13 protein-coding genes and 2 tRNA genes are annotated in these 18,407 nt (G+C 69.6%); 11 read left to right on the forward strand and 4 right to left on the reverse strand.

What is annotated here, in order from left to right; genetic code table 11:
- Positions 1 to 78 precede the first annotated feature (78 nt).
- Positions 79 to 684, reverse strand: a complete 606-nt coding sequence (locus D7Y15_RS03720; RefSeq protein ID WP_148712678.1) for a hypothetical protein — start codon at positions 682 to 684, stop codon at positions 79 to 81.
- 122 nt (positions 685 to 806) lie between these two features.
- Here D7Y15_RS03720 and D7Y15_RS03725 point away from each other — a divergent pair, with 122 nt between their 5' ends.
- Positions 807 to 1,730, forward strand: a complete 924-nt coding sequence (locus tag D7Y15_RS03725; protein WP_120578060.1) for a hypothetical protein — start codon at positions 807 to 809, stop codon at positions 1,728 to 1,730.
- A 14-nt stretch (positions 1,731 to 1,744) separates the two neighbouring features.
- On the opposite strand, the gene D7Y15_RS03730 is transcribed toward D7Y15_RS03725, so the two are convergent.
- Complete coding sequence (locus tag D7Y15_RS03730; RefSeq protein WP_199745875.1) at positions 1,745 to 3,916, reverse strand: BTAD domain-containing putative transcriptional regulator; 2,172 nt, start codon at positions 3,914 to 3,916, stop codon at positions 1,745 to 1,747.
- A gap of 169 nt (positions 3,917 to 4,085) precedes the next feature.
- On the opposite strand from D7Y15_RS03730, the gene D7Y15_RS03735 reads away from it, so the two are divergent.
- Positions 4,086 to 5,981 carry a DUF4091 domain-containing protein gene (locus D7Y15_RS03735; protein ID WP_121751723.1) on the forward strand — a complete coding sequence of 632 codons (1,896 nt, stop codon included), beginning with the start codon at positions 4,086 to 4,088 and terminating at the stop codon, positions 5,979 to 5,981.
- Here the strand turns inward: D7Y15_RS03735 and D7Y15_RS03740 are convergent.
- Positions 5,960 to 7,294: an ankyrin repeat domain-containing protein gene (locus tag D7Y15_RS03740; RefSeq protein ID WP_121751724.1), complete on the reverse strand. Its 1,335-nt coding sequence runs from the start codon at positions 7,292 to 7,294 to the stop codon at positions 5,960 to 5,962. The two genes, D7Y15_RS03735 and D7Y15_RS03740, sit on opposite strands and share 22 nt — an antisense overlap.
- Positions 7,295 to 7,296: 2 nt before the next feature.
- Entirely contained in the window at positions 7,297 to 7,875 is a 579-nt protein-coding gene (locus D7Y15_RS03745) for a hypothetical protein (RefSeq protein ID WP_148712679.1), read from the reverse strand.
- A 361-nt stretch (positions 7,876 to 8,236) separates the two neighbouring features.
- Here D7Y15_RS03745 and D7Y15_RS03750 point away from each other — a divergent pair, with 361 nt between their 5' ends.
- From D7Y15_RS03750 to D7Y15_RS03785, 9 genes are all read left to right on the forward strand, one after another.
- Positions 8,237 to 8,497 (forward strand): hypothetical protein, encoded by a 261-nt coding sequence (locus tag D7Y15_RS03750; protein ID WP_120575229.1) that lies wholly within the window; start codon positions 8,237 to 8,239, stop codon positions 8,495 to 8,497.
- A gap of 4 nt (positions 8,498 to 8,501) precedes the next feature.
- Positions 8,502 to 9,278, forward strand: coding sequence for a hypothetical protein (locus D7Y15_RS03755; RefSeq protein ID WP_120575228.1), 777 nt, complete (start codon positions 8,502 to 8,504; stop codon positions 9,276 to 9,278).
- 110 nt (positions 9,279 to 9,388) lie between these two features.
- Positions 9,389 to 13,060, forward strand: a complete 3,672-nt coding sequence (locus D7Y15_RS03760; RefSeq protein WP_121751725.1) for a hypothetical protein — start codon at positions 9,389 to 9,391, stop codon at positions 13,058 to 13,060.
- Positions 13,057 to 13,596: a DUF1318 domain-containing protein gene (locus D7Y15_RS03765; protein WP_120575226.1), complete on the forward strand. Its 540-nt coding sequence runs from the start codon at positions 13,057 to 13,059 to the stop codon at positions 13,594 to 13,596. The genes D7Y15_RS03760 and D7Y15_RS03765 overlap by 4 nt, the downstream gene beginning before the upstream one ends.
- Entirely contained in the window at positions 13,590 to 17,066 is a 3,477-nt protein-coding gene (locus D7Y15_RS03770) for a PD40 domain-containing protein (RefSeq protein ID WP_121751726.1), read from the forward strand. The genes D7Y15_RS03765 and D7Y15_RS03770 overlap by 7 nt, the downstream gene beginning before the upstream one ends.
- A 215-nt stretch (positions 17,067 to 17,281) precedes the next feature.
- Positions 17,282 to 17,779 (forward strand): hypothetical protein, encoded by a 498-nt coding sequence (locus tag D7Y15_RS44605; RefSeq protein WP_158628998.1) that lies wholly within the window; start codon positions 17,282 to 17,284, stop codon positions 17,777 to 17,779.
- Between the two features lie 114 nt (positions 17,780 to 17,893).
- Positions 17,894 to 18,025: a hypothetical protein gene (locus D7Y15_RS46345; protein ID WP_255430328.1), complete on the forward strand. Its 132-nt coding sequence runs from the start codon at positions 17,894 to 17,896 to the stop codon at positions 18,023 to 18,025.
- 137 nt (positions 18,026 to 18,162) lie between these two features.
- Positions 18,163 to 18,234, forward strand: a tRNA-Val gene (locus tag D7Y15_RS03780).
- 13 nt (positions 18,235 to 18,247) lie between these two features.
- Positions 18,248 to 18,324 (forward strand) — tRNA-Asp (locus D7Y15_RS03785).
- Positions 18,325 to 18,407: the final 83 nt, after the last annotated feature.

Raw genomic sequence — 18,407 nt, forward strand, 5'->3', positions numbered from 1 at the left:
TCTGGGAAAAACAAAGGGCCCGGAACGGTTGGTTCCGGGCCCTCGAGTGTTCACGTGTGTTGACGCTGGAGACTTGGGTCAGAGCACGCCCGGAGACGCCTTGGCCTGCGTCTTGGCGAAGATTGCGCGCAGGCGGGTGGCGACCTTGGGCATCACGTCCTCGAAGGCGAGCTCGGTGGACTGCCGCAGGGCCTCCTGCCCCGCGGACGCCCCACCCAACCACGCCGAGGCCGCCTTGCTCTTCTGGGACTCGCCCTCGATCAGGTCACTCACCTGGATGGCGTCCTGGGTCCCCCGGGAGCGCACCGTCAGCTTCAACTGCGACACGAAGCCACCGCCGTTGACGTCGAAGTACTGGATCTCCGGGACGATGAGCACGTCCGCGTCGCCCATGTCATCAGGGCTGGACGCCTCCTGGACGGACTGGAAGACGGTGCCCATCATCTGCGGGAAGCTGCGCGTGAGCCCTTCGCCAATGGTGATGTTCCAGGTGTGCCCGGCGCCCAGGACGAAGTAGCTGTCCGAGTCGATGCGCGCCTTCTGCTCGGGGGAGATGAAGTAGCGCGCGCGAAGCGCCAGCGGCGTCCCCGCGTTGGACATGGGCGCGGGGCTCGGCCGCACCTGGTGGGTACAGCCGACGAACGCGAGCAGCGCGAACAAAGGCAGAACGAGGTTTCTGGGCATGGCGACTTCATAGCCCACCCCTCCCTCTCAACCCAATCCCAGGCAGGAATGACCCACCGCGGTGAGTAGGAATGAAGTCCCAACCATTGACCCAAGGCTGGGAAAACCCGTTTGATTCATCAATGCTCAATCAAACCCCGGAGTACCAGTCCTGTATCCAGAGTTCCGAACGGGTGTCCTGGCGTCTGGATGAGCTGTTGCCCAAGGACACCGTGCTCGACTTCAGCCACCGGTTCCTTTCGGATGCGCTGACCGGCACGGAAGACATTCCCTTCCTGAGCGCGGAGGAGCGGCTGATGTTGAACCACATCCGCTCCAACAGCTACGCGCACCTGTTCCTGTTCCTGGAGGAGTACGCCGTCGCCCTGGCCGCCCAGCGCGCCGGCCTGGAGCTTCACGGGAACGCGACGCACATGCGGGCGCTGCTGCGCTTCACCGAGGAGGAGCTGAAGCACCAGCAGCTCTTCGCGCGCTTCACCGGCGCGTTCGCGAAGGGCTTCAAGGTCGCCCCTGCCCTGCTCGACAACCAGGTGGAGGTGGCCCGGGCCATCATGGCGAAGTCGAACCTGGGCGTGCTGATCTTCAACCTGCACATGGAGCTGATGACGCAGCAGCACTACCAGGAGACGGTTCGCGGAAACAAAGACGAGACGCTGGATCCGCTGTTCTGCAACCTGCTCAAGCACCACTGGCTGGAAGAGGCGCAGCACACCCGGCTGGACTTCCTGGAGGCCCAGAAGATCCTCGCCCAGGCGCCCGAAGCCCTGGACGCGGCCCTGACTGAATACTCGGAGCTGCTCCAGGCCTTGCGCGGCACCCTGAACGCGCAGCTCGCGCTGGACCTCCAGACGCTGGAGAAGGCGGTGGGGCGCACGTTCACGCCCACCGAACGCCAGCAGTTGTCCGAGTCCCAGGAGCGTTCGTATGTCTGGGGTTTCATCGGGATGGGAATGAAGGCCCCCCTCTTCCTCTCCCGCCTGCGCGCGCTCTCTCCCCTCGCGGAGCAGCGCGTGCTGGAGCTGGCCCCGACGTACTACTGCGCCTGAGCCGGCTTTGAAGCTCAGCCGCGGCGACCGCGAGCGCCTGGGCCTGCTGCTGGCCCAGGGGTGAGGACTCCCGCGGAGGTAGCCTGGAGCCGGCAGCGCGCCTCGGCGGCCCGCGCCTGCACGGCGTCCTCGTGCTGTCCCAGCGACAGCATGAGCGACGCGGCCCGCGCGTAATGCTCCGCCGCCAGTTCGGGCGGCAGGACCTGTTCATCGGAGCGAGCGGACGCCAGCAGGTGAGGCAGTGCCCGCTCCGTCCGTCCAGCTCCGAGCCAGTGATGCGCCAGGAGGATGGAAGGGGCGCCGTCCGCCTCGAACACCGTGGCGAGCCGGGCGTGCAGCACGCGCTCCTCGCCGGGGCCCATTCCAGCCAGGACCGCCTCCATCACCAGGTCGTGGCTGAAGCGCTCGCCCATCAGCACCTGGGCCGCCTCCAGCTCCGCGAGCGCCTCATGCGCCTCCGCATGCATCACCTGGAGTCCCCCGGCCACGAGCGAGGTCCGGAAGAAGGCCCCCGCCAGCGCCGCGAGCCGCGCGCACTGGAGCGCCAGCGGGGACAGCCCCTCCAGGCGCCGCTGGATGAGGGGGCCCACGCGCCCTGGAGGCGGCAGCCGTTGGGGCCATTCACGGTGCAACGAGTCCGTCTCCAGCAGGTGCTTCAGCGTCTCCACGACGTACAGGGGATTGCCGCCCGTGTAGCGGGCCAGGGCATCCAGGTGCGCCTCCGCGCCCGGCAGTCCCATGCCCGCCACCATGCGCTTCACGTCCTCGTCCGTCAGCGCGTCCACCTCCACGACGCGCGCCAATCCCGCCTCGACGAGCCCTGCCACGTGCATCCGCGTCTCGGGCGACAATTCTCCCCGGCGATAGCAGTCGATGAAGCGCAGGCTGCGTGCGCCTGGAGGGGCCGTGTCGGCCAGCCGGGAGAGCGCGAAGGTGAAGGCCCTGGCGCTGGCCGCGTCCCAGTACTGCACGTCGTCCGCGACGCTGATGTCCTCGTGCTCGTGAAGCAGTTGGAGCGCAGCCACGATGGCGTCGTAGAAGCGCAGCGTGCCGGCCTCGGAGGCCAGGGGCGGCAGCAGCCGCGCATCTCCCAGCTCCGGGAGGATGCGCGACAGCTCGGTGCGCACCCAGTCCGGCAGCTTCACGTCCGGCCAGCGCCGCAGCTGTGTGCGGAAGGCGCGCGCCTGGGAGGCGAACGGCACGTCCCGGTCTCCCGCTCGCGCCTCGATGCGTCCCCAGCGGCCCTGCGTGGCCGCGAACTCCTCCGCGAGCCGCGTCTTGCCGCTACCGGGCTCACCGGAGATGAACAGCAACTGGCCCGCCTCCCAGCCGGCTTCCAGCTGCCGCCACGCCGCGTCCCGGCCCACCAGCACCGGAGGACGCAGCACTGAAAGAGGCAGCGAAGGCCGAGCACCTGGAACGGAGCGTGAGCGCGGCGGGGCCTGCTCCACCTCCCGCACCAGCGCGAGCGTCTCCGGCATGGGGGTGACGCCCAGCTCCCGGTCCAGCACGTCGCGCAGGTGTTCGAAGGTCGCGAGCGCTGCTCCCCGGTCACCCTGCAGGTAGTGCAGCCGGATGAGGTGGCGGCCGGCCTGCTCGGATTCGGGCTCCTGCCGCGCCCACGCCTGCGCGAGCCCCAGGGCGGCGGTCCAATCGCCCGCGGCGGTGAGCTGGGCGATGCGGGCCTCGCGCGCCTCGCGAACCCATCCCTCGATGCCCGCGCGGGCGCCGTCCAGCCAGCGCGCGAGCTCCGGACAGTCATCGAAGTCGAAGCCCGCCAGCAACGTGTTGCCTTCGGCGTCCACACACGCCAGGGCCTCCGCATGGGCACGGGCCTCCGTGGCGGCCTTGAGGCCCGCGGCGTCCACGGACGAGGGCGAGACCAATGCCAGCCGTTCGGCGTCGCCCTCCACCAGGGGCGCATCCTCCGTGGCGACTCGCAGTCGGCGCAGCAACTGCCGCAGGTTGCTTCGCACGGTCGTGGGCGGCGAATCCGGCCACAGGAGGGACGCGAGCGCGAACTTGGGCGAGGGGCCCTGCAATGCCAGCCACGCCAGCAGCGCCGCGGTGCGCCGCTCCAACCTCACGCGTTGACCGTCAGGGCCGCACAGCTGCGCCAGCCCCAGGACCCGCACCCGCCATTCCCTGCCATCCACCGGAAGTCTCCCCAGGCCTCGCGCCGTCATGCGAAGCGCGCACCTTACTCGACCAGACGAGGAAGCAAGCCGTCGATGGCCTCTCGTGTCTGCCCATGGCGCCGCCCTTCGGCATCCGAGCCTGGGAGCGCTGGTGGGCCCGGGTGACGGGACAGCCGGGAGGCTGGAGCCGCACACGGCCCGTGCGCATCCATTCCCCATGCTGGCACTTCGACAGTGTGGACTCGGCTGGCTGGCGTTGTCCGCGGCCTGGCCGGTGTTCGCGGCCGAGCCCGCGGTGTGGGGCGAAGGGATGATGGTGAAGGTCCGTCCCGACAACACCGCGCCAGGAAGCAGCACCGAGGTACGACTCACCGCCGCGCGCAATGAGTTCGTCTCCTTCCAGGTGGCGTTGCACGGCGGTGACCGGGGCCTGAGGGGCGTGCGCGCCCGCCTGCCCGCGCTGGAGGGGCCCGCGACGCTGACGGGACCGGACGTGACGCTGTACCGGCAGGCGTACATCACCACGAAGCAGGGCTCCGAGCCCGGGCAGCCGGTGGGGCGCTGGCCGGACGGGCTGGTGCCAGACACGGACGAAATCGCCAGGGAGCAACGCAATGCCTTCCCCTTCGACGTGCCCGCGCGCGAGGCGCGAGCCGTCTGGGTGGACATGCACGTGCCCGGGGACGCGCCCCCCGGCGACTACACGGGCACGGTGACGGTGGAGGCGGAAGGCGGCTTCCAGCGGCAGGTGACCGCGAGGCTGACGGTGGTGGAAGCGGTGATGCCGAGCACTTCCTCACTGGCCTCGGCGTTTTCGCTGTCGCCGGCCCAGGTGTGCCTCGCGCATCTGGGCCGGGCGGACTGCTCGCACGAGGAGCTGCAACCGTTCCTCGTGCGCTACCAGCAGATGGCGCTGGAGCACCGCATCACGCAGCCCCGGCTCTACCTGCGCGCGTCCGGGCCCAAGGCATGGAGCGATTTCGACGCGACGTGGGGGCCCAGCCTGGATGGCACCGCGCCCACGCGGCTGTCCGGCGCGCGGATGACGAGCCTGGAATACACAGGGCCCCTCACCGCTGGCGGCCTGTCGGCCTTCACCGGGCACATGCGCGAGCGCGGCTGGCTGGACCGGGCCTTCGCGCTGATCGGCGACGAGCCGCCCATCTGGATCAGCTACGAGCAGGTGCAAGCCGCCGGAACGCTGGTGCGGCAGGCCGCGCCGGGCCTTCGCACCATGCTGACGACGAACGCCAGCCAACTGAAGCCCACCGGCCTGGTGCCCCTGGTGGACATCATGGTGCCGATGGTGAACCACCTGGAGGGCACGGATCCAGGCTTCGTGGGAAACCAGACCGCGACGTACGTGGAGTTCCTCTCGCGGCCTGGAACGGAGTTGTGGATGTATCAAAGCTGCGCGATCCACGGCTGCGCGCCCAGCGTCTCCGTGCCGCAGAACCAGCCGGGGGCGGGTTGGCCGTCGTACATGGTGGACCGCCCCTCGACGAAGGCCCGCGCGATGGAGTGGCTGTCCTTCCTCTTCGGCTGCAAGGGCGAGCTGTACTACGAGACCGCGGGCATGCTCCCCACGGCGTGGACGGACCAGTACCACTTCGATGGCAACGGGGACGGGACGCTGTTCTACCCGGGCACGCCCGCGATCATCGGCGGACGGACGGACGTGCCGGTGGCCTCCCTGCGCCTGAAGCTCATCCGTCAGGGCATGCAGGACTATGAATGGCTCAAGGCGGTGAGCGACGCGGGCGACCCGGCCTTCGCGCACCAGGTGGCGCGAGAGCTCATTCCCAACGCATGGCAGGTACCGGATGACGGCGCCGCGTTCGATGGCGCGCGGCTGCGGCTCATCCAGCGCTACGGGGAGCTGACCTTGGGCAACCCATCCGCCCCGCGCATGGGCGGGGCGCCTGTCTCCATGCCCTTGGAGCCGCAGGTTCCAGGCGGTCCAGGGGAGCCGGGCGGGCAAGGCAACGCGGGCGGCTGCGGCGCGGCCCCTGGCGTCTCCGTGGCGGGAGTCCTGCTATGGGCGGCCTGGGCGCTGGGCAGGACACGCCGGGCGCGAGGACGCCAGCCCACTCACGGCGTCTCGGACAGATGAAGCCCCGCCTTCACCAATTCAGCCCTGATGGCGCGGGATTCCCGGGCCCGCGTCACGAGGAAGTCCCCGTGCATGTCCCGTTGCTCCCGGATGCGGACCCCGCCCGAGAGGAGGGCCTGAAGGACCTTCACGGACCTGGCCTCCGTGCAGAAGTCCCCTGCGCGCAGGGCCTGGGCATACAGATAGGTGCCCGGCTCCTCCGCGATCGCGCCACGGGACATCTTGCGCAGCAGCAGGGAGACGACCTCCGCGCTACAGCCGTTCGCGGCCACCGTGAGGGGAGAGCCGCCGAAGTGTTTGACGTCCACGCGCGCGCCGGCATCCAGCAACAGCTTCATCATCGTGGGGTCGCCCTTGTCTTCACGAAGCCGATCCGCCGCATCCAGCAGCGGAACGGGGTTGCTGAACTTCGTCCCATTCGGGTCCGCCCCCGCCTTCAGCAGGAGCCGCACGACCTCCACGTGCCCATTCCTCGCGGCCAGTTGCAACGAGGAGTTCAGATCATCCGGGCGGCTGTCGGGTGAAGCGCTCATCTTGAGGACTCGCGCCACCTGCGCCGTGAGGCCCGCCTTCGCCAGCGGAAGAAGCGGCGGACGCACCCCACCCTCCAGCAGGACGTCCACCATCGCGGGACTCACGGCGTTGAAGTCACTGAGCCAACGTTCGAGAAGGGCGGCCCCGTCGCGGGACGAGACGGGCCTACCCGCGACCAGCACGGCACGCATCAGCGCTACGTCCCGGTGGGCGAAGGCCTGCCCCATGGCGTATTGGATGACGGAGGGGGAGATTCCACCCCGACCCTGCCGGGCAAGGCGCTCCACCTGGGGGGGCTGGCGCGCAACGGCGGCAGCGAGGAAGTCCGCATCCAACAGACACGCGGACCGGGCGGAGGCGCCCGCGTCCAACAGGCGCTGCTCGATTCGCTTCAGGCCCTTGAATCGCGCGAAGCACACAGCGCTCCATCCCGGCGGAGGCCAGTACCGTTGATGCCGGGGAACAATGAGCAACGGATCCGCGCCCGCATCCAGCAGGACGTTGGCGGCCTTCTCCTTCCCTTCCTCGCACGCCACCATGAGCGGGGAATACGCCCCCGGATGACTCGGATCGTCCATGACGTTCCGGGACGCACCCTCGGCCAGTAACGCACGCAAGGCCACCTCATCGTCATTCACGATGGCGCGCCTCACTGGCGGCTGCCAGGGCGGATAGGACGTCGCTTGCGCGGTCTCCCCGGCCAGGAGGAGCACGAGGAGCGACGCGAGACAGGTCGAATGACGGGCGGAGCGCGGGAACATGGAGTGCTCGGGGGACATGGCTAGGGGTTCATCAGTTTTCGCAGCCGCGTGTCCTTCGTCCGCCGCTGGAGCGCTTCGAGACAGACATCGCGACGGGAGCGGGTTCCAGGCGGATCCCGGTCCTCCGGTTCATCCAGGCACTCCAACAGGTCGAGGTCGAAGCGGGTGAACGGCTTGATGTCCACGGCCTGCCGAAGCTCCTTGGCGGACCTGCGTCCCAGGAGGGCCATCACCCATTCCCTCAAGCAGTGTCGAACGGCGTCTGGCTTCTCCAGCGCATCCAGGCATTGCCCCGGGCGGGTGACGCCTTCGGTGTTGCGATGGCCGGTGGGCCCTTCGGGGCTGCTGCCGCGATAGCGGATGCCGGGCCGCTTCGCGGTGACGGCGCAGTCCTCGGGACAATTGCAGCGCTGCTCGTGCACGTCACACACGCCATCGCCACACGCCAGACACGAAGGCATGTCCATCGGGTCGCGCTGCGGTTCGCAGGTGTCGTCCAGCGTCAGCACACCGCAACGGCTCACCAGTCCGGAGCAGCACGGCTCGCCCAGGCCGTAGACGCTCACCGAACCACACTTGCGGTCCTTTGGGCGGTTCATGCGGGATGCGCAGAACGGCTGACCATCGCAGTACGTCAGCCGGATGCAGAGTTCGGGGAATTCACCACACCGCTCTGGCGGAAGGCCCTCACACCACACGTCGGGCCGGCGCTTGGCGATGGCCACCGGAGTCACTCCCGCGTCGGCCGCCGTCACACCCGCATCGGAAGGTAGCACTGGCGCGGAAGGCTCGGGACTTGGGGAGCAGGCGACCAACGCCACCCCAAGGAGCGCCGCGAACAGCGAGGGCGGGACGAGGCTCCGGTTCCAGGTTCTTCCCATTGGCATGCTGTTCCAGGTCCTTTCACGCCCTGCTCCTCCACCGGGTGCCCATCCGGGGCTCCCAGTCTAGACTCCTGGCATGAACCTCGTCCGTGGCATCACCCTTTTCGCGGCCGCCCTGTCCCTGCTGTCCAGTTGCGCGACGCTCGACACGTCGCACATGTCGCCGGCCTGCCGCGACCAGTACGACGCGTGTCTCAACAGCTGCCAGCCGCGCGGCCGGCCCGCATCCAGGCAGCCGCCGGACTCCGTGCAGGGCAACGCGGAGCGGCTCACCCTCGATACGCAGACGCCGGCCTGCACCGACTCCTGCAAGCAGCAGGCGAAGACCTGCTCCTGAGCCCATGGCCCCGGAGCGCTACGAGACACTGGACGGATCCACGCCGGACGTCACCCCGCTGGCGGCGGAGGTCGGGCTCAAGCAACCGCTGAGCGCCTTCACCCTGCTGGAGGGCGGCGACGTCTTCGAGTCACGCGGAGGCCGTCCCCCCGCGGAAGGCCCCGCGCGCGCCCGCGCCTATGTGAGCGCGAAGCTGGAGCTCAAGCCGTACGGCGCCCCGGCGACGCAGGTGAAGCGGGTGCAGGAGGAGATCATCCGGCAGCTCGCCGGGAACCTCCAGCTCATCGCCCGCCTGGAGGCCGCGAGGCCCCTGACGCTGGAGCTGATTCCCCCCGGACACGCGCTGACGAAGTACGGCTATCCCCGTGCCGTGTCCCCCCAGACCGCGGGCTTGTTCTGGGATCATCCGGACTGGCCCCGGGCACGAATCGCGCTGAAGCAGGACCGGCTGGAGTCGGAGCAGTACCTGGTCTTCCACGAGATGGCGCACGCCATCCAGGGGCTGGCCTTCACCCAGAAGGAGAGCGAGCTCATCTACCGCACGATGCTCCGCACCTACCGAAGCCGCGCGGCGGTGGACGAGGTCTTCGCCATCTACAGCGAGCGCGAGTTCGTCACCGGCGTCTCCGCGCACGACCTGCGCGCACCCGGCGTGTACGGCATGGCCCGCCAGCGCTGGAACGAGGAGCACCTGTTCACCCGCTTCGTGCGAAACCTCTATTTCCCCTACAAACCCCTCGCGGGCGGCACCGCGGGAATGACTCCGTCCAGCTTCGGTTGAAGCGTTTTTCCGGGTGCACGGCGCCGCCCGGCTCGCGAGGCATGCTCGGATTGAAGCCCGCTTCCGTCGCATGGTAGGAGGAGGCGGGCCGGTCGCCTCGACGGAACATCATGGACTCCCCCGGTGCTGAACGGCCTCGTCGGCGGTTGACGCGAATCATCGCGGGCGCGGGCCTGATCCTCCTCGCGACGATCGTCCTCCTGCTCATCGCGGTCGTGACCGCGCTTCACAACCTCGACCACCCCTGGCTGAAGCCGCACGTCGTCTCGCAGGTGGAAGAAGCCTCGGGCGTGCGGCTGGACTACCAGACCGCGCGGATCGACGTGCTCTCCGGCCTGCGCATGGAAGGACTGGTGGTGCGGACCCCGCCGCCATTCCAGGACGTCGCGCCCGAGTTCCTGCGGGTCGGCACGCTGGAGGCGGCGTGGTCGTTCGGAGCCCTGCTGAAGGGACCGGTCCGGGTGGAGCGGGTGGCGGTGCGCGACGCGACTGTCGTCCTGGTGGCGGATGAAAAAGGGACCACGTCGCTCACGAACCTGACCGGACCGCCGGAGCCGGAACCGGTGGATGAAGTGTCCCCCGGAACCTCCCAGCAGGTCGCGGATCTCTTCGCCTCCCCGTTCCCCGTCTCGAGCATCGAGCTGTCGAACGTGTCGCTGACCTATGTCCGCGTCCAGAACAGCGCGGTGGTGGACCGCTGGTCGCTGCGCGGGCTCGAAGCCGGAATCGAAGCGAAGCAGCAGGACAAGAGCTGGAAGCTCCTCGTGGACCTCGGCAAGGCCGGGAAGCCGCTGGCCCTGACGCTGAACCGTGAAGCACCCGCCGCCGAAGCCCTGCTGGAGCTGGTCCTGTCAGTGGAAGCGAGCACGGACGCCGCGCACGTGAAGGTGGACCTGGACGTCGCGAAGCAGACCTTCGATCCGCGCTTCACGCTCCGCTCGCTGCTGCACGGCGCGGTGACAGCCAGGTTCGACGCCAGCAAGCAACACACCACCGTCGAGCTTGAGCGAACGAAGCTGACCGACAGCGCCGAGGTGCAGGCCCAGCTGGTGCTTCCAGATGCATCGGAAGTCCCGCCCGTGCTGACGCAGGCCCTGGCGGACGTGGACCTCGGACGGCTGCTGCGATGGATCCCCGACGACCTGCGCCCGTTCTCCCTGGAGCGCGGCAAGGTGCACCTGGAGGCCCGCGAGGTCACGCTCAGCGACATGCCCCAGCTGGGAGCCCAGGGCCGGCTCGGGCTGGACGTCGACGTGGCAAAGCTCCTCCTCGTGCAGGAGGCACTCAAGGTGGAGCTTGGCGATGGACGCATCTCACTGACGGCGACTCCAGATGCCCCCCAGGGACTGGCCGCGCGGCTCACGTTCGCGCTCCAGGGACTCGACGTCGGAGGCGCCACTCCGCTTCGCGTTCCGAAGGCCTCTGGCGAGCTGACGGGGCATCAGCTGCGGCCCGACCTCTCCTCGCCCTTCAGGGTCGCGGGGGATGCGGCCCTGTCCGCCAAGGTGGAAGCACTGGATGTCCGTGCCCCCGGATACCGAGCGATGGCGGAGCGCCTGGGCTTCAACCTCCAGGTGCCTCTCACGGCGAAGCCCCCCTTCTCGGTGAAGGCGGACGTACCCGTGGAGGTGCTGCGAATCACCACCGAAGGCCGCGAGGTACTGAAGGGTCCCGCGCGAGTGCAGCTCCACGTGACGGACGCATTCCCCACGATGGAGGAGCCACGGCTGAGCAAGGCCCGCGCACGGCTGGAGCTGGACGTGGGCTCGCTGCACGCGTCGCTGGACGCCACGAAGGGCACCGACGACGTGGCGTACTCGCTGGACGCCCAGCTGCCGGACCTCGTCATGGCACGGCCCTTCATCCCGGATGACGTCGCCGCGCGCTTCCCCTGGAAGCACCTGGCCGTGACGCTGGCCTCCAAGGGCAGGCTGACGGCCCTCTTCGCGCCCTCGCCGCGCGTGGACCACCAGACGGAGCTGAGCCTGAAGAAGGCGGGCTGGGACGACATCTCGGCCGCCAGCACCACGCTCGCGCTGCGCTCCCAGGGCGACGAGTGGAAGCACAAGGGAGACCTGGCCTTGAAGGTCGAAGGGCTGCGCATTGGAGAGACCGATGCGGGCACCCAGCACCAGACGCTGACGTTCGACGTCGACCGCCGCAAGCTCTCGCTCAAGTTGGGGCTCACCGGACATGAGGGCCTGAAGGTCGCCGCCGACGCGGCACTGGCGTTCAACCCGAAGGCTCGCGCGCTCCGCATGGACGTGAAGGGCGACTTCCCGCCGCTGGGTCCCCTGTCGCCGCTCCTGGCGAAGGCGCGCGTGCCCCCGGAAGTGGACCCCTCCAAGCTCGCGATGACCGGCGAACTGCACGGAACCCTGACCGGCCTCATCACGCACCTGGGCTCCGACGGAAGCTTCCGCCTGGCCCCCATGCCTCCGCGCGCCGCCAGCTTCGAGGGCAAGGCCCACATGGACCTGCGCGGCGTGCGCTGGAAGCAGGCGGACCAGACCATCAACGTCCCCGCCCTGCGCTGGGAGGGCGAGTCCCACGCCGACGGCGCCCAGCGAAATGTCCGCACGACCCTGGCGGTGGAGAAGCTCACCGTCAGCATGAACGACCGCCGGTTCACCTTCGCGGACCTGTCCAGTGCCAGCACCGCCACCTTCACCGACCAATGGGAGAAGGGGGACATCGAGCTGAAGCAGCTCGTGAAGGTCCGCTCGATGGAACAGAAGCCGGCGCTGCCCTACCCCGTCCAGGACGTGGAGGCGTCGTTCTCCGTCGTGCGCAAGCCCACCGGCGTCATCCGCATCCCGGACCTGCGGCTGTCCAATGGCGGAACGCAGACGCTGCTGAAGGTCCGGGGGCGGCTCGACCTGAGCAATGATCAGCAGCGCATGGGGCTCCGGGGCTCGCTGGAGCAGGACCTGGCCCACCTCGCGCGGCCCGGCCAGGTCGAAGGCAGCGGCAAGGTCACGGTGGACTTCCGCGTGGCGTCGCCGGACCTGGTGGTCTTCCGCACCACGTCCAGCCTCAAGCTCCAGGACGTGAACGTGCGGATGCCCGAGTCCGGCATCGTCGTGGAGGCGCTCAACGGCGACGTGCCGCTGACGGAGAACGTGGAGGTCTCCCAGGACGGCGTGCGCCTGCTGAACGACCTGGACGTCAATCCGTACTCGATGCTGCGCTTCGCGGATCAACACCCGCTGCTCACGCGCAGCGGCTTCATGTCCGCGGACCGCATCACCACGCCGTGGGTGACCATCGCGCCGCTGGCGGGCAACCTGGCCATCAACCAGAACGTGTTCTCCATGAGCCAGCTGGAGATGGGCGTCCGCGGAGGGCGCATCACCGGCCAGTGCATGCTGAACTGGCAGGGCAAGCACTCCACGCTGGAGGCCCACGTGCGGGCCACGGGCGTGAAGTCCTCCCGGGGCGAGCCCTTCGACGGCAACGCCGCCATGGTCATCTCCGCCAGGGACCGCAGCATCAACGGGCGCGCGGAGATTCTGCGCATCGGCAACCGCCACCTGTTGGACCTGTTGGACGTGGAGGATCCGCACCACACGGACCCCGCCACCAATCGCGTCCGCTACGCGCTGGGCCTGGGGTACCCGGAGCACGTGCGCGTGAGCTTCAAGCAGGGCTTCGGCAGCCTGCTCATCACCATGGGCGGCCTGGCCAAGCTGGTCAGCATCGATGAAATCCGGGGCATCCCCCTGGGCCCCATCGTCGACCGCCTCATCACCACCATGTTCCCTCCAGAGGCTCTGCCATGACACATCGTGGGTTGCTGCTCGTGGCCGCCCTCGCGGCTTCCGGATGCATCAGCGCGCCGGAGATCGTCATGGTGGACCGGGCGACGGCGCTCGAGGAGCAGGCCGCGGGCTCGTACAAGGACGTGGAGCAGCGGCTGGCGCGCGCGGGCATGAACCCCACGCCGGTGCCGCTGACGCCCAACCAGCTGGAGGACCTGGGCATCCAGCCCCCACCGCTGGTGGAGAACCTGGGCAAGACGCAGGCGGACCGCGTGGACGACCTCGTGCGGCGCCACTGCGTGGGCGAGGGCAAGGACGGGCTGCTGGTGCTCACCCGGAAGCAGTGCACGGCCGGGCGCGTGTCCGCGGATGACGCCGCCCTGGTGGAGCGGGTGAACCGCGCCCGGCGCCAGCTTTGGCAGTGGATGAAGACCGTGCGCCCCGGTGTGCCGGAGGCGACGCTGCGCCAGAACTGGCGTCTGGCGCACGCGGAGGGCGTCGTCTGCGGCGGCTGGGTGGAGGCCGAGGACGGCACCTGGGGAGAGAAGAAGTGCTGACGCGCCAAGGCCCCTGGTTCCTGGCCCTGGCCGTCCTCCTCGCGAGCGGCGCCTGGGCCCAGGACGACGAGAACGACGGAGGCATGGCCCTGCCCGAGCGGCTCACCGTGGGCATGGGCGACCAGTTCCTGGGGCAGCTGGGGCCCGACGAGAACTCGCTGCTGTTCGTGTCCAACCGGGACATCGCCACGGAGATCTTCGTCCAGGACCTGGAGAAGGGCCGCGAGCGCCGACTCTTCGACGAAGGCGCGGACGTGACGTGGCCGCGCATCAGCCCCAATGGCAAGCAGCTGCTCTACATCTCGTTCCGCACCCAGGCCGGCGGCCAGCTCTGCGTGAGGGACCTGCCAGAGGCGAAGGAGCGCCGCTGTCTGGAAGAGGAGCTCAGCGCGCTGCAGGCGGAGTGGATCGACGACACGCACATCGCGCTGGTGAGCCGCGCGACCATCCAGGGAGACCTGCGCCTGTCGAAGGTGGCGCTCGGGGCCGGATGGCAGGTGACGCCGCTGCTCGACCGCAACCTGACCAGCCCCACCATCTCCCCGGATGGACGCTGGCTGGTGTACGTCCCGGTCCAACGCTCCGTGCAGGAGGTGGGACCGGGCTTCGCCGCGCGAGCGGCGCCGCACCTGGAGGCCATCCGGTTGGATGTCCCCGGCGCGGCCCCCGTCCCGCTGACGCTGGACATCCCAGGGAAGACGGGCCAGCCGGTGTTCGCGCGCGACGGACGCTCGCTGTACGTGGTGCAGTTCTTCACCGACTCCAACGGGGACGGAGTGATTGACGCGAGCGACAGCGGGGTGCTGTTCCGCGTGCCCTTCGCCTCCGAGCGCGACGACGCGCCCGCCCAGGCCGCCGCCGCCAGTCCGGACCAGCTCACCAGCGAGGCGTGGAACTGCGAGTACCCGTCCCCCACCGCCGCGTCGCTCATCACGACCTGTTCCCGGGGCCAGTCGCTGGACGTGTATCAGCTGCCGCTGGGTGGCCAGGTGCCCGGTGAATGGGACGTGAAGCGCCTCAGCGAGGAGCTGGGCATGGTGGGCCGGCGCGCGGATCAGCTCATCCTCTACCGCCAACGGCTGCTGCTCGAGACCCGGCCCAAGCTCCGCCGGTTGTTGATGATGCGCCTGAGCCAGCTCCACCTGGCCTACGGCGATTTCGACGCCGCGGACTTCTACGCCCGCCAGATGTCGAAGGTGGACGACCCCGTCACCGCCGGGCTGTCGGAGCCGTTGCGCATCCTCATCGCCCACCGGAAGGCCCTGAAGGAGCGCGACCGGGGCCGCATGGTGGATGAGCTGCAGGAGGGCGAACGCCAACGCATGGCGGCCCTGGATCCCGCCGCCGCGCCCAGCCCGCCTTCCGCCGTCTACCGTCACGTCGTGCGCAGCGAGCTGGCGCAGTCATCCGGCGACTTCGCGCTCGCCCGCCAGGAGCTGGAGGCGGCCGAGCTGACGGACACCACGCCGCGCGCGGTGCTGGAAGGCTGGTACGAACAGGCGGACGCGCTGTACCGCGAGCTGGACGACCGGAACGCATTGGTCGCCGCCGGCCGCAAGCTCTCCCAGAACAAGATCTTCAAGCAGGACGACCAACTGGACTTCGCGCGCGGCGCCGTCCGCGCGCTGTACCGGGGACGCCCCTACGCGGAAGCGGACGTCACCATGGCCCAGGCGCTCGCGGCGGAGCCTCCGGGGACGCCGTATGCGTTCGCCCTGGAGCTGGGCCGCCACGTCAATGCGTTGAACCAGGAGCGCCCTCCCCGCCCCGTCCGGGACGCCCTGGTCGCGTTCTACAAACAGCAGACGGATCCGCTCCGCCGCCGCATGGTGGTGCAGGACGCCGCCGAGCGCGCGGCGAGCCTGGGCGCCGACGGCGTGATGGAGGCCCTGGCGACGCTCTACGTCGACGACGCACCGGCCGGCACCGAGGAGCGGCGCCGGGCGGAGCGGCTGTTCCGCCGCGCGCTGATGGGCCGCGCCTACCGCCGCATGGGGCGGGACCGGATGGACGAGGCGCGCGCGGACTTCGACCTCGTGACCCGCAGGACGGGCTCGCTGGAGAGCGCCGTCGAGTCCATGAGCCTGCGCCTGCGCGCGGGCGTCGCCCCCGAGGTGGTGATCAAGGAGGTCACCACGGAGGTGCCGAGCAAGGCCGTATCGCTCTCGCACTTCGTGAAGGCCTACGTGACGACGCGCCGGCTGTCCAAGCTGGATGACGACGCCCAAGCCCAGGCGGTGAAGACCGGCCTCGCGGAGCTGCGCGCGGCGTGGCAGGAGCTCAAGAACCAGCGCGAGGTGCAGGCCCTCATGGGAGCCATCCACCACGAGGACTTCCTGCGCGGTCGCAACCCCGCCGCCGCCGAGCGCGCCAACCGGCACTACCTGGTCGCCCTGGACCTGGTGCGCAACAACGCGCGCTACAAGGCCATGATCCTTGGCGCGCTGGGGCTGCTGCACACGCAGGTGGGCAACTACCACATCGCCCTGGGCTACCTGGACGAGCGCGACAAGCTGCCCTACGCGGACAGCGGAGCGGGGCTGTCCGTGGCACTGGCCCGGGCCCGGGCGCTCCTGCACGTCAACCGCGAGGCGGAGGCCGCGCAGGCTGCGGACAAGGCCCTGGCCACGGTGGAGTCCGTGCCGAAGATGGCCCGGTTCATCCCGTTGGTGATGGACCGCGCGGCGCTCTACAACCTGGCCGCGGGCAAATTCGAACGGGCCCTGACGCTCTACGACCGCGTGCTGCCCGGCGTCGAAGCCGGCCCCCGCGACGAGGAGGGCCTGCGCAACCGGCTGGTGCTGCGGCTGGCCCGCTGCGGCGCGGCGCTGGGCGCTGACCAACCCCAGCGGGCGCTGGAGGACCTGGACCAGGTGGACCGGGACCTGGCGACGCCCGCCGTGCGGGCCACGCTGAAGCAGGCGCACGCCACGCCGAAGTTCGTCCAGCGCGCGTATCGCATCATCGCCGCGGGGCTGCGCGCCAACGCGGAGACGCGGCTCGGGCGCATGGACGCCGCAGCCCGAGCGCTGGAGCAGCGGCGCGCGCTGTTCCTGGAGCAGTTCGACGAACTGGATCGCGACGAGGACATCCGCGCGGTGACGTTGGCGGAGCTGCGGCTGGCGGAGAACGCCGTGGACCGCCGCGACCCGGCGCAGGCGGCGCAATGGCTGGGCAAGGCGCTGGAGCACTCCGACTCACTGATGGCTCGCACGCACGCGCCGGTCGATGCGGGCCAACTGGACGTGCTCTGGTTCGCGGCGCAGCTGCAATCCGAGGACAAGACTCGGATGCCTTTCGACGTGCCCCAGCGGATGGAGCAGGCGCGGCGGACGCTCATCGAGCAGCGCGACCCGGCGTGGCGCACGTACCTGGCGTGGTTCAACATCTACCTCGCGCTCGACGGCAAGGTCGCTGCCTCGGCGGACAAGCCAGCCCAGGCGCAGGAAGTCCAGACCGCGTCCGAATAGCGGCTGCAAACACATTCGGAAACGCGCGGGACATTTTCGCGGCACATGGCGGGAGCACCTTGCACCGTGTCAGCCCGGAAGCCCCGGGCCTGAACGGCACGGGACGCCGTGGGGGCAAACCCCTCCCAGTCGGTCCCTCACGGTGTCAACCGTGCCATCAGGCCAATGGCCTTCCGGGTGCCGTCATCACGCGCAATCTGGAGGCATCCATCACCATGAAGCGCCATCTGTTCATGCTGGGCCTGCTGTTCGCCGTTCCCACCTTCGCCGGATCCACCACCACCACGCAGGACGCGTCCCAGGGCGCGCGCCGGCCGCCTCCGTTCGAGCGCAAGTCGCCCGTCCAGGTGCTCATCGACCACCGCCAGGACCTGGCCCTCACCGACGCCCAGGCCGCGAGCCTGACCCGGATTCAAACGGCGCTCGACGCGAAGAACGCGCCCGTGAAGCAGTCCCTGGAGGCCCTGCGCCCGCCCGCGCCGCCGGACCGCGGCACACAACAGGGCACGCCGTCCGCCCAGGACCAGGCCAATCACGAGCAGGCGCGCGGCCTGTTCGAGCAGCTCCGCACGAACGACATGGCGGCCTACCAGGAGGCTGAGCAGGTCCTGGCGGATGCCCAGAAGACCCAGGCCCGCACGCTCCTGGAATCGGAGCGCCGCTCGCACGGTCCCGGCCACGGCGGCCGGGGGGGGCCTCCCCGAGGCGAATAGTCCTCCACTCGCAGTCCGGCCCCCTGCTCGCCAGGACGGCTGGAAACCCGGCGGCTTGGAGTGTCGTTTCCTGAAAGTCACGAACTCCCCGTCAGGATGTCAGAGGGCCTCCGTATGGTGTCGGGCATGGAGGCGATGATGCAGACGATGTTGGTGTTCGTGCCGGTGGCCCTGCTGGTGGGCGCCGTGTTGATGATTCCCCGTTCCCGCCGCCGCGTGCGGCGGTGGAAGGTGCGGGCCGGGTAGCAGGCGGATCCGCGCTCGTCGGATCCGCTCCCTTCCGAGGGGGCGGAGCGCGATGAAGGGGCCCCGAAAACAGATGCTTGACGGAGGCGGATGGGGACGGTACAAGCCGCCTCACTGAATCACGGCGGGGCCGCGCAGGGCGGATAGCTCAGCGGTAGAGCGGCGCCCTTACAAGGCGATGGTCACAGGTTCAATCCCTGTTCCGCCCATATAGATTTTTGTGGGGAGTTAGTTCAGTTGGTTAGAACGCCGGCCTGTCACGCCGGAGGCCACGGGTTCAAGTCCCGTACTCCTCGCCACTAGAGAGGCCCGGAACCGAAAGGTTCCGGGCCTTTCGCTTTTCTGGCCGCCCTCCTCGCCTGGGCGTGGGCCAGGAAACAGG

It is taken from the genome of Corallococcus sp. AB030 (genome assembly GCF_003668965.1).
In the GTDB taxonomy this organism is placed as follows: domain Bacteria; phylum Myxococcota; class Myxococcia; order Myxococcales; family Myxococcaceae; genus Corallococcus; species Corallococcus exiguus.